This window comes from Bifidobacterium sp. MSK.13.1 (genome assembly GCF_019131435.1).
In the GTDB taxonomy this organism is placed as follows: Bacteria; Actinomycetota; Actinomycetes; order Actinomycetales; family Bifidobacteriaceae; genus Bifidobacterium; species Bifidobacterium pseudocatenulatum.
Genome location: NZ_JAHOMM010000002.1, coordinates 16,366 through 28,473, shown reverse-complemented (window position 1 = coordinate 28,473; position 12,108 = coordinate 16,366). Strand labels below are relative to the sequence as shown.

The 12,108-nt window shown below is 55.5% G+C and carries 8 protein-coding genes and 1 tRNA gene; 2 read left to right on the top strand and 7 right to left on the bottom strand.

The window, feature by feature from the left end; genetic code table 11:
• Positions 1–258 precede the first annotated feature (258 nt).
• Positions 259–1,599, bottom strand: coding sequence for a 3-phosphoshikimate 1-carboxyvinyltransferase (gene aroA, locus KSY55_RS02860; RefSeq protein ID WP_217749543.1), 1,341 nt, complete (start codon positions 1,597–1,599; stop codon positions 259–261).
• Positions 1,600–1,848: 249 nt separating this feature from the next.
• Positions 1,849–1,925, bottom strand: a tRNA-Pro gene (locus KSY55_RS02855).
• Positions 1,926–2,045: 120 nt separating this feature from the next.
• Here KSY55_RS02855 and KSY55_RS02850 point away from each other — a divergent pair.
• Positions 2,046–3,215: an ABC transporter permease gene (locus tag KSY55_RS02850; RefSeq protein ID WP_117656393.1), complete on the top strand. Its 1,170-nt coding sequence runs from the start codon at positions 2,046–2,048 to the stop codon at positions 3,213–3,215.
• 116 nt (positions 3,216–3,331) lie between these two features.
• Here KSY55_RS02850 and glgX read toward each other — a convergent pair whose 3' ends face one another.
• From glgX to KSY55_RS02825, 5 genes are all read right to left on the bottom strand, one after another.
• The gene (gene glgX / locus KSY55_RS02845) at positions 3,332–5,476 is read right to left on the bottom strand and encodes a glycogen debranching protein GlgX (protein WP_022245001.1); all 2,145 of its coding nucleotides are present in this window, start codon (positions 5,474–5,476) and stop codon (positions 3,332–3,334) included.
• Between the two features lie 61 nt (positions 5,477–5,537).
• A complete protein-coding gene (locus tag KSY55_RS02840; RefSeq protein WP_004221623.1) occupies positions 5,538–6,197 on the bottom strand; it encodes an NUDIX hydrolase in 660 nt (219 codons plus the stop codon).
• A 6-nt stretch (positions 6,198–6,203) separates the two neighbouring features.
• Positions 6,204–7,109 (bottom strand): Nif3-like dinuclear metal center hexameric protein, encoded by a 906-nt coding sequence (locus KSY55_RS02835; RefSeq protein ID WP_065437868.1) that lies wholly within the window; start codon positions 7,107–7,109, stop codon positions 6,204–6,206.
• Positions 7,110–7,173: 64 nt separating this feature from the next.
• Entirely contained in the window at positions 7,174–10,026 is a 2,853-nt protein-coding gene (gene polA, locus KSY55_RS02830; protein WP_065437869.1) for a DNA polymerase I, read from the bottom strand.
• Positions 10,016–10,780: an ANTAR domain-containing response regulator gene (locus KSY55_RS02825; RefSeq protein WP_004221618.1), complete on the bottom strand. Its 765-nt coding sequence runs from the start codon at positions 10,778–10,780 to the stop codon at positions 10,016–10,018. The genes polA and KSY55_RS02825 overlap by 11 nt, the downstream gene beginning before the upstream one ends.
• Before the next feature lie 332 nt (positions 10,781–11,112).
• On the opposite strand from KSY55_RS02825, the gene KSY55_RS02820 reads away from it, so the two are divergent.
• Positions 11,113–11,979 carry a D-hexose-6-phosphate mutarotase gene (locus tag KSY55_RS02820; RefSeq protein ID WP_072043380.1) on the top strand — a complete coding sequence of 289 codons (867 nt, stop codon included), beginning with the start codon at positions 11,113–11,115 and terminating at the stop codon, positions 11,977–11,979.
• Positions 11,980–12,108 lie beyond the last annotated feature (129 nt).

Sequence of the window (12,108 nt, the reverse complement as noted above, 5' to 3'; positions counted from 1 at the left end):
CGGTGTCAGGTTTCCATTGGTTCCGTGTTTTTCGTAGGCATTATGACGTTTGCGAGCGCCACTACCTTTGCCATGTTGGGCCGGACAAGGCCAAGCCGTGTCAGGAAAGCTAAGAACCATCGTGGCTTGACATAGCGACATCCGCAGAATGATTACGATCCTGTGCAAACGTAGAATGTCCTTCCTCCGTTTTTGCGGAGGAAGGACATTTTCATACCGTTTTCAATATTATTTGCGGATTATCCTGGACAATCATTGCTAGGCCAGCATGTTGGTCCACATGTTTGCGAAATCAGGAAGCGTTTTCGCAGTGGTGGCGATGTTCTTGATTAGAATGCCGTTGATTTTCAGCCCCAGCATCGCAGCGAACGTCGCCATGCGATGGTCCGCATAGGTTTCCATTTCAGCCGGCTTGAGATTCATTGCCGGCACTGGCGCGATCTCCAGCCCGTCGGGAAGCTCACGGGCATCACCCCCGACTCTGGTGATCTCGTTGACCAATGCTTCCAAACGGTTCGTCTCATGGCCACGCAGATGACCGATGCCCAGCATGCGCGTAGGAGCATCGGCGAAGACCTGGATCGCGGCCAATGATGGCGCGATCTCACCTGCCGCCGTCAGGTCGAAATCACCTAGGCCGCTGACACGACCGTCGCCGGTCACTTCGCAGTACCGGACGCCGTCGATCACGGGGAAGCTGATTTCAGCACCCATACGTTCCAAGTATCCGGGAAGCAGGCCTCCGGGTTGCGTGGTGGATTCCGGCCAATGAGGCACGCGCACGGTTCCTCCGGCGATCAGCGCGGCGCCGAGGAACGGGGCGGCATTCGACAGGTCAGGCTCGACCGTCACGGTTTCGGGCAACTGCACGGCTCCCGGCTGCACGGTCCATACGCGGGCGTGTTCGTCTGCGTTGGCACGCACGCCGGAACCTTGCAGATCGGCCACGGTCATGCGAATATGAGGCAAACTCGGCGTCTTCTCCCCCGTGTGATGCAGTTCCAAACCGCCTGGCACTCGAGAGCCGATGAGCAATAGTCCCGAAATAAACTGCGAGGATCCCGAAGAATCAATGCTGACTACGCTCGGCTTGACGCGCTGGCTCACCGTTTGAGGTGGAGTGATTGTAAATGGCAGGCGCCCTTCCTCGCCGTGGTATTCGATACATGCCCCCAACTGTTCAAGACCGTCCAACACGGGCTTCATCGGACGCGCGTACGCCTGCTCGTCACCGTCGAAATCCACAGGACCATCCGCGAACATGGCAAGACCAGGCACAAAGCGCATCACTGTTCCCGCAAGACCGCAGAACACCTTCGTACCACCGTGGAACCGGCCGTCGGATGGCGGCACCACCGTAACCGTGGTGTCGACCTGCTCATCGATTTCGCAGCGCACTCCCAACGCGCGCAATGCGTCCATCATCAGCTCGGTGTCGCGCGAACGCAACAGGCCGACCAGTCGCACGGGACGATGCCCGAGAGCCGCAAGAATGAGATAGCGGTTCGACAGGGATTTGCTGCCCGGCACCACAACGGTGGCGTCGAGCGTCTTGCCGGCAAACGGCGCCGGCCAAAGATTCTCTTGAGATGCGTTCATAGGGCTTATCGTATCCAAAACCCGAGGAAAACAACGCTTCAATCTCGCCATGTAGCGTGCGTATCTTGCTCGATCTCGGCAATTGGACTCCGTCCATACCATTTCCGTTTGAAAACCCAGACGGACGAAACCATGTGAACATCGCAAAAGGTCACGAGGTTTTTCTGCGTTGCCATGTTTATACCGTTTTGTACCGAAACCGGAAAAGGTTTTTCAAACCGTCTGAAACACCTTTGTTTCCAACGGTTTTGGTCGGGCTGACAGGATTTGAACCTGCGACATTCTGCTCCCAAAGCAGACGCGCTACCAAACTGCGCTACAGCCCGTTCACGTTCACACCCCGCGAATCCGCCTCACGGAATCGCATCAAGTGAACACGAGTTTCTATTATAGCGTATGGTTGGACAACGACAGGCTTACAATAGCATTTCGGAAGGGAGAACGGCATGGGACGTCACCAGCAGGCCGAATCGTCAGGCATCATCTCCTTTGTGACATGCGCCGTTATCGCCTGGTTCGCCATGAACGCATACATGCAGTTCGCCCCGGCCATCTGGCGTGTCACGCAGCGTCTGTTCACCGTCTGCGCGGGAATCGTGGCAGGATGCGGAGTCGTTTCATTCAGTTTGGGTTACGCACGAAAATCACGTTCGCTGACACTCAAACATGGTTGGGCTATTCCGGTCCGTCGTATTTTCGAGATCCTCGCGCTTTCCATGGTGTATGCTTCGACCATTTTCGTCACATCGTTCATGATGTTGTCCATCGTCAACAACATGATGGGCATCCGCACGCTGAAAGGCTATCTGCCGATCCTATGCGCGGCCATCGCAGGCGTTGTAGGCTATATCACTTTCGTGCAGGCGGAACTTATGAATGCCAAAACGATCGCTTCCCTACTGCCGTTTTTCGTGGTGTCTGGCGTGAGTATCGCAGGATTGACGTCCGACGATCCGTACTGGTACAACAATAATTTCTCTCAATTGGGCGACCGTACGACGTTCGCCGCGCGTATGTTCAATTCGACGCTGACGCTCGCGGGCATCTGCATTGTGATCATCAGCTATTTCGCCGTTTCCGAGCTCATCACCACGTATCGTCTGCAATTGCAGTATCTGGATTCCAATGCCATCAATGAGACGCCGAAGCATTTTCGTACGAGGATTCTGCTGCTGTCAATCATGTTGACGTTGGCCGGCATCGCTTTCGTAGGTATCGGCATGTTCCGTTACACGCCGCATCCGATTTTGCACAACGTGTTCGCCCGCGGCCTACCATGTTTGATGAGCGTGCTGATGATTGCCCTGCCTTGGCTTGCCCCGCAACTCTCAAAGGTCGTATACGTGGTTTCCGATCTTGCGATTGCGATTGGGGCTTATGCCGGATTCCAATGGCTGAGCGGGCATAACACGCTGACGAATGTGGAGGCGTTGGCCGGCATGATGTTCCTTGGCTGGTTCATCATTTTCTCGCGTCAAATCGCCGCCATCGAAGCGGATCGCGTGCAGACGCAGCTGATACTGGCGCAATCTGAGAGACCACGCTCCGTCGAGGATCTTGCGGAAGTCAGCGAAACTGTTCCCGACACAGTTTCGAGGCTCGCCGCACAAGTCTGATGCAAGGCTGACCGGCAACCGCCGGATTTCAACATATACATACCAGTGGGGTGGAGCCATCGCATTGGCGACGACTCCACCCCACTAGATTCTGACGGCATAACGCGAGTGCGCCGTCAGAAGTTGTAGTGCTTGTTGGACGGCTTCTTGTCGCTCATCAACAGCAGGAAGCTTCTTGATTGCGCAGTAATCGCAAAACCGGCCTCATAATTGAGTTCTGGCCCCTTTGGATTATGCGTGTCGACAATTAAGCGCCATTTCTTGCCATATTGCTCATCGGGCAGGGTGAACATGATCGGCTCGTAATGCGCGTTGAAAATCAGAATGAAATCATTGTCGACCATCTGATTGCCGTACCAGTCGGTTTCCGGAATATCGGAACCGTTCAGATAGATCATCACAGTGAAGGCGTGTGTGTTTGACCAGTCGTCCATATCCATAATGGAGCCGGTATGATCCATCCATTCGACCTGCGGAATCGCAGTGCTGTCGTCTCCCTGCTCGCGACCGGAGAAGAAGCGGCGGCGATGCAGCACAGGATGCTCAAGCCTCAAATGGATCAGCTTCGATACGAATTCGAGCAGGTCCTTTTGATCCTCGTCCAGATCCCAGTTCGTCCAGGAGATCGCATTGTCCTGGCAGTAGGCGTTGTTATTGCCCTGCTGGGTGCGCGCCACTTCGTCGCCGCCGCAGATCATCGGAATGCCTTGGCTGAGCAGCAACGTGGCGAACATGTTGCGCATCTGCTGTTGACGAAGCTCGTTAACATCCTTGATGGTCGTAGGACCTTCGACACCGCAGTTCCAAGAACGGTTGTTGCTTTCGCCGTCGCGATTGCCTTCGCCGTTGGCCTCATTATGCTTCTCGTTGTAGCTCACCAGATCGTTCATGGTGAAGCCGTCGTGCGCGGTGATGAAGTTCACGGATGCGACCGGTCGGCGGCCATTGACCTGATACAGGTCGGAACTGCCCATGAATCGGCTGGCGAATTCCGGCAACGTGGACGGCTGCGAGCGCCAGAAGTCGCGCACGCAATCGCGGTAGCGGCCGTTCCATTCGGACCAGCTGGACGGGAAGCCGCCCACCTGATAGCCGCCAGAGCCGAGATCCCACGGTTCCGCGATCAGCTTGACGCGGGAGATCACCGGATCCTGTTCGACGATGTCGAAGAAGGCCGACAGTTTGTCGACTTCCTGGAACTGACGGGCCAATGTGGCGGCAAGATCGAATCGGAATCCGTCGACGTGCATTTCGGTGACCCAGTAGCGCAGGCTGTCGGTGATGAGCTGCAGGGCGTGCGGCGAGCGCATCAGCAGCGAGTTGCCGGTGCCTGTGGTGTCGAAGTAGTGTCTGCGGTCGTTGTCGACCAGACGGTAGTAGGCGCCGTTGTCGATGCCCTTGAAGCTGAGGGTCGGTCCACGGTTGTTGCCTTCGGCGGTGTGGTTGTACACCACGTCGAGGATGACTTCCATGCCGGCATGATGGTATGCCTTGACCATGGATTTGAATTCGTTGACCTGTTCGCCGCGCTGTCCGGAGCTGGAATACGCGTTGTGCGGGGCGAAGAAGCCGATGGTGTTGTATCCCCAGTAGTTGCTCAGGCCTTTTTCCTGAAGGAAGCTGTCATTGACGAACTGGTGGATGGGCATGAGCTCGATGGCCGTGACGCCCAGCTTCTTCAGGTATTCGATTACCGAGGGGTACGCCAGACCCGCATAGGTTCCGCGAATGTCCGGTGGCACGTCCATGTTGAGGTTGGTCATGCCGCGTACGTGGGCTTCGTAAATCACGGAATCGTGATATGAGATGTTCGGATGCTGGTCGTTGCCCCAGTCGAAATAGGGGTTCACCACGGCCGCTTTCATGGTATGGGCGGCCGAGTCGAGCGTGTTCATGCTGGTAACGTCATCGGGGCTTCTGAACCAGTACGAGTAGAGGCTCTCATCGCCGTCGATGTTGCCTTCGATGGCTTTAGCGTAGGGGTCAAGCAGCAGTTTGTTCGGGTTGCAGCGCAGGCCTTGCGTCGGGTCGTATGGCCCGTACACGCGATAGCCGTAACGTTGCCCCGGTTGGATTCCGGGCAGATAGTTGTGCCAGACATAAGAGTTCTGCTCGGTCATTTCGATTCGAGTTTCGTTGTCTTCCTCATCGAAAAGGCAAAGCTCGACTTTTTGTGCCACTTGGGAAAAGAGGGCAAAATTCACGCCGGCGCCGTCATAGCTTGCGCCGAGTGGATACATCGATCCGGGTCTGATTTGCATGATTCAAGTATCTCACGTTTCAGCCCCCAAATCGCAATTTCGTGTTGTTCGGCGATTATTTTTACGATTCGAAAGAACTCTTGCCTGTATTTTGCCGGTTTCGTCGAATTTGCTCGTGAAGAATAGCGATCATGGAATTGGAGGCCGTAATACGGGTGCCGCGCAGCCGCTGCCAGGAGACCCACGCCGATTCGACGTGCTCATCGCCGTCGAAATGACGTTCGACGGGATGCCATGCATGCAGGTGAAGCACCATGATGTTGGCAAGCTCGTCGGTCATGCCTTCGGACGAGTAAAACTGCCCCACATGGTCGAATTCGACACCGTCACGCCCGGCGGGCTCCACACCGGTTTCCTCACGAAGCTCCCGCAGCGCGGCCTCCTCCACGTCCTCTCCCCCGTCGATGAGTCCAGCCGGCAGACCGTAGGCGAAGGCGTCGCAGCCGATACGGTATTCCCGTTCGATCAGATACAGGTCATTCGCGCAATCATGCACCAGCATGACCACGCAAGGCGCATGACGCATCACCTGACGGCGAATCACCGTTTGTCCTCCGTCACGCATCGGCAATGCGATCCGCAGGTCGTCGACGCCGAAAATCGCACCCTGATACACGTGCCTGCTGTCAAGCACCGTGACCATACCGGACATGTCCACGCCATCGCTGGATTCATCCAGCAATACGTCCACCTGAGTTCCGTCTACCGCCTCGTCACACATGACGCGTCACCGTTCCTGCCCGCTCGAAGGAAATACCATATTCCATGGATCGGTATTCATGGAAATCCAACGCACGGCAGGAATGTCGCCGGTCGCTTCCGCAACCGCATGGGGAACGTCTTCCATCGCATACTGGAACCACATGGATTCGATAGCGCTGTGCGGAGTGTTGACGAACGCCGGACGCACACGCCCGTCACCATGGCCCATGGCAACGCCGGAAGCACGCATGGAAGCCTCATAGCGGGCCTGCTCTATGGCGTCCGTCACCGGATGATGCCGCAGATCACTGGTCACATACACGTCGGCACCGGCCGCACGCACCTCATCGAACAAGGAATCACCGGAACCCGGAAGCACCGCCACCGTGCTGACCGGAACGTCCAGATCGCCGCAAACCTGCACGCCAAGCTCGGTGTACGGCAGCGCGCCAGCTACTCGACTGGCGAAATCACGCAACGCCACAGGTTCGGCAAGACGCCCCACACGCCCCAAACCGACCGGATGCTCGGCATCCGGATCATCGATGGGCACCAGCGGACGCTGATCCACCAAACCGAACATGTCAGCCGCAGCCATGCCGACGCCACGATACGCCGCATCGGCATTCGTATGCCCCACCCACAACGCACATCCGGCAAGATTGAGCTTACGCACAATCTCACCACGGAAACCCAATCCCGACACCGCATGAACGGAACGGAAGAACAACGGATGATGGCAAACCAGCAAATCAATACCACCGGCAATCGCCTGATCAACCACCGCCATAGAGGGATCAGCCGCAAAAGCGATACCGCGCACAGGCTGACGCAAATCACCCACGATAAGACCAGGCTCATCCCACTGCTCCGCATAGCGAAGCGGATACAACGTTTCCAGCACATCCACAACCTGCTTCAGCGTTGCCATCATTCCTCCTTATGCCATTGCTCGACCACGCACATCCGCAACACACACGAAACCCAGTACCGTATCAGTGCGCGGCAAGCTGCCAATCCGAACCAATACCCGTGGAAACATCCAACGGAACCGCCATATCGACCGCATGCTCCATGGCATCCTTCACCAACGCAGTGACACGCTCCGCCTCACCCGGCGCAACCTCCACCACAAGTTCATCATGAATCTGCAAAATAATCCGACTGGCAAGACCAGCCTCATGCAACGCATCATCAGCACGAATCATAGCGATCTTCATAATATCCGCAGCAGAACCCTGAATAGGCGCATTCAATGCGGCACGCTCCGCAGCATCACGTACCGCACGATTCGGCGACTTCAAGCCCGGAAAATACCTACGACGACCATAAATCGTCTCCGTATATCCCTTTTCACGAGCCGAAGAAACCAACGACTCCAAATACTCATGGACCTTGCCGAACGTCGCAAAATACTGCCGCTTCAATGACTCGGCCTCACCCGGCTTAATGCCAAGCTGCTGCGAAAGCCCATACGTGCTCAGCCCATATGCCAAGCCATAGCTCATCGCCTTAACATGACTGCGCTGATCAGACGTAATCTCATCCACAGGAACGCCATACACCAAACTCGCCACATACTTATGAAAATCCCTACCGGAACGGAACGCCTCAATCAACGCCTCATCACCAGAAAGATCAGCCATAATACGCAACTCAACCTGAGAATAATCCGAGCTCAACAACGACTCAAAACCCTCACCAGGCACAAAAGCCGAACGAATCTCACGACCAGCAGGATCACGATTCGGAATATTCTGCAAATTCGGATCAACCGAACTCAACCGACCAGTCGCAGCCACAGTCTGCTCAAACGTCGTATGAATGCGACCATCAGACCTGTTCGTCGCATCAATCAACGTCTGCACAATCTGCTTAAGCTTATTCTTCTCACGATGCAACAACAACGCATCAAGAAACTGACAAGCCCTATCATTACCATACGAACGATCACGCAACACCTGCAAAGCAGCCGCATTCGTAGTATACGAACCAGTCTTAGTCTTCTTCGTAGGCTTCAAGCCCATATCCTCAAACAGAATCTTCTGCAACTGCTTAGGACTTTGCAGATTCACGCGCTCGCCCGCATACTGCCATGCCGTTTCCTGCGCGTAATTCGCGTCGGCGGCAAGCTGTTCGCGCATGCTCATCAGCCTGTTCATATCGACTTGCGCACCGGCATGCTCCATGCCGTACAGCACACGGGATACTGGAATCTCCACAGATTCAAGCAATGAGAACTGCTCACGCTGATCCAATGAATCCGCCAGTTTACGCGCCAGCAAACCAACAATCGCAGTATGGCGCGGAAGCTGGTTGTCGTTCCGCTGCGCACTATCGTCCGGCTCGTCGAAATCAAGCGTGCCTTGCGTCGCGCCCTCGGACTGTTCCTCGATATGCAGGTCAAGGAAATGCGCCGCCGCCTGTTCCAACGTGTCGGCATGGAAATCGGGATGGACCAGATACCCGGCAAGCTTGGTGTCGAACAGCGGCTTCGGCAACGCCACACCGACGCTTTCCAGCAGGTGGGACTGTTCCTTATACCCATGCACCACCATGGATTGGTGGTGTTCGTCAAGTACCGTTTGCAGTTGTGACGCCATGTCACGGTCAACACGATTGGTACGAATCGCTTTATCATGTGCAGCGATCATCAGCGACGCATAGGCCGCGTTCCCCGGCTTGCTTTCGCCTTCCACCTGCAACACCCACGAATGCGCCACGGACTGCGCACACTGCTTCGTATGATCAATGGCGAAGCCGGAGGGAGTCGTCTTCGGCGCGATTTCACGTTCGTCATGCAGATGCCCGTTCGGCATCGGCAGATTGTCTCGTACCCATGCTTCCAATGCTTCCGGCGAGTCAACCGTTTCATACTGAGGTATTTCCAGCTTGCCGGACTCGTCTTGCTGCACGGGATCGTTGGTGGGCTTCCCCGCATTGAATGTTCTCAGCACACGGTTTTTGGTGCGTATGCCGAATTCAAGTCTGGTGAACAGTTGGTTGAGCTGGTTGGCGTCCACCTGACCGAAAGTCAAATCCTCGATGGACACGCCAAGGTCAAGGTCACGCACCAAGGCATTCACGGAACGATTCAGTTTGACCTGATCGATATTGGCCCGCAACGCCTCGCCTTTTTTGCCGCCGATTTCGTCGGCATGCTCGATAATCTGGTCAAGTCCGCCATACAGGTTGATCCATTTGGCCGCGAATCCATCGCCCACGCCGGGAACGCCGGGAATGTTGTCGGCGGTTTCGCCACGAAGCGCGGCAAGATCCGGATATTGCTCCGGCGTGACGTGGTATTTCTCCACCACCGCGTCGGGAGTCATGTGCTTCAAATCTTTGAAATGATGCCCCGGATACAACACGGTGATGTTGTCGTTGATGAGCTGGAACGCGTCACGATCGCCGGATAGCACCAGCGTGCGATAGCCTGCTTTGTCTCCCATGCTCGCCAACGTGCCAATCACATCATCGCCCTCGTATCCAGGTTTTTCGATGAACGTGACGCCAAGGGCCGTCAGCATCCGTTGAATCAACGGCAGCTGGGTCAATAGATCTTCCGGAGCCGCATCTCGCGTGCCTTTGTACTGCGGCAGCATCGTATTGCGGAAGGTACCGCCTTTGACATCGAAAGCGACGGCAAGATGATCCGGATGTTCCGCGTCGATCACCTGCGACAGCATGGTGGCGAAGCCCCATACGGCGTTGGTCGCCTGACCTGCGGATGTACTGAAATTCTCTACGGGCAAGGCAAAAAAAGCGCGGAACGCCAAGGAATGGCCGTCAACGACCAATAGCGTCCCGCGCGTAGTGCCTTCCACAGTTGCTGTGTTAGCGCTCATCCTCTGCTTCCGACTTCTGATCACCGTACTTGGCGATGATGGCCATAGCCAGACGCTTCTTCGGGATGCGCTGGTCCATGGAGGTCTTCTGAATCCAACGGAACGCGCCCTGCTCGGAGAAGTCAGCCTTATCCATCAGCAGGCCCTTGGCACGGTCGACAAGCTTACGTTCCTCGAGGGTTTCCTCAGCCTTCTTCAGCTGCTCTTCCGCCTTCTTCAGCTGCTCTTCGGTTTCGTGCAGCTTGGATTCGCTGCGCTCCACATTGTCGAGCAGATCGTTGATTTCGGCGAAACGGCCCATGGCCACTTCCAGAGCCGGAAGCAGCTTGGATTCCTCATACGGCTTGGTGACGTATGCCATGGCACCTGCACCCGTGGCCTTCTTGACCAGATCGGACTGGGAGAATGCCGTAAGCATAACGACCGGAGCGATATTCTCATCACAGATGATGCCCGCCGCTTCGATGCCATCCATACGAGGCATCTTGACGTCCATGCATACCACGCTTGGACGGAACTTGCGGGTCAATTCGACTGCTTCCTCACCGTTAGCGGCTTCGCCCACAACCTCGTAGCCACTATCTTCCAGCATGGCAACCAAATCCATACGGTTCACGGATTCGTCTTCGGCCACGACGACGGTACGCTTGCGAGGTTTGTCATCTTCCTCGATGGACTGCTCAGGCGCTGCGGCAGCCTGAAGTTCATCGTCGGTGAGCACTTCGTCCGGTTCCGTGGTCTTTTCTGCAGACATGTCGGTCTCTTTCCACTGTCACACCCAAAGCCGGTCTCACAAACCCCAACCTGGTCCTGGACTGATTCGATGCCGTTACTTGCAATCGTTCGGATTCTGGAAATCTTCAGCTTTTCACAGCCTTGATTCACCCTCCATCACGCAAGTTGGAACGAACCGGCTATCTTCCTTGTACTTTCATGGATGATACTAGCAGAAGCCTACAAGCGCGTGTTGCCGCAATCCTCTTTTTCCTTCACGTGCAAAGCCGAAAAATCCTAGAAATTCCGCAATCCTGCAAAGTCCTTCTTTCCACAATCCCGCTTCAACGTCGTCTTGTTTATACTGGTCGTATGAGTAGCACTTTCACTATCAGAGATATTGTCAACGAAGACGCAACGGCATCAGTCAGCGATTACGGTGCGCATGTGCTTTCCTGGGCACCTGCCGGCGAACAGGCTGTGGTTTGGCGGCCAAAGGCGATTCATCTTAAGGAAGGAACTGCCATCCGCGGCGGTGTTCCGATTATTTTCCCTTGGTTCAATTCCGGTTTCGAAGGCGGGCATGTGGCTTCGAAGAAGCCCAAGCATGGTTTTGCCCGCAATAGCTTCTGGCATTATGACAAGGAAGGTTCTTCCGATGCCTTGTTGCGCTATACATTGGATTCCAGCGAGATCAACGCAGATATACTTTCCCAGTTTGTTTCTGGACCGAATCCTCAATTTCATGCCGTTTACACCATTGAAGTCGGCTGTGAGTTGACGATGTCGCTTACCGTATATAACGATGGAGACGAGCCATTGTCTTACGAAGAGGCACTGCATACGTATCTGCAGGTTGGCGACGCCGAACAGTCGCAGGTATGCGGGCTGGAGGGCGCGGACTATCTCGATACCGTATTGGACGGCGATCCACGTTGCAGCCAAGGTGATGAACCTGTGACCTTCCAAGGCATGGTTGACCGCATCTACTATTCGGCGGATACGCTTGAGCTGCGCGACCCCGTGTTGCAGCGCACCATCATTGTCGCCAAGCAGGGCGCAGCGCAGACCGTGGTATGGAATCCGGGAGAACAAGCCGGAAACGCCATCGGCGATTTGGATGAGGGCGAATGGCGCGGCTTCGTCTGCGTGGAAGCGGTCAACAATCGCGATTGCGCGGTCGTCGTGCCTCCACACGACTCACATACCTTGCAGCAAACACTGTCGGTACAGCACTGAAAGTAAATAGAAACTGCCGGTTCGATGAACATCGAATATGGTTTCCAATGTCCATCGAACCAGCAGTTTATTCATCGACAATCTTTCCTGGACTACGCTAATCGGCGTCATGTCGATCGTCCGGGCTCG

Coding starts and splice junctions, on each gene's coding strand:
- aroA (WP_217749543.1), bottom strand. CDS start 1,599: ATGAACGCATCTCAAGAGAATCTTTGGCCGGCGCCGTTTGCCGGCAAG.
- KSY55_RS02850 (WP_117656393.1), top strand. CDS start 2,046: ATGGGACGTCACCAGCAGGCCGAATCGTCAGGCATCATCTCCTTTGTG.
- glgX (WP_022245001.1), bottom strand. CDS start 5,476: ATGCAAATCAGACCCGGATCGATGTATCCACTCGGCGCAAGCTATGAC.
- KSY55_RS02840 (WP_004221623.1), bottom strand. CDS start 6,197: ATGTGTGACGAGGCGGTAGACGGAACTCAGGTGGACGTATTGCTGGAT.
- KSY55_RS02835 (WP_065437868.1), bottom strand. CDS start 7,109: ATGGCAACGCTGAAGCAGGTTGTGGATGTGCTGGAAACGTTGTATCCG.
- polA (WP_065437869.1), bottom strand. CDS start 10,026: ATGAGCGCTAACACAGCAACTGTGGAAGGCACTACGCGCGGGACGCTA.
- KSY55_RS02825 (WP_004221618.1), bottom strand. CDS start 10,780: ATGTCTGCAGAAAAGACCACGGAACCGGACGAAGTGCTCACCGACGAT.
- KSY55_RS02820 (WP_072043380.1), top strand. CDS start 11,113: ATGAGTAGCACTTTCACTATCAGAGATATTGTCAACGAAGACGCAACG.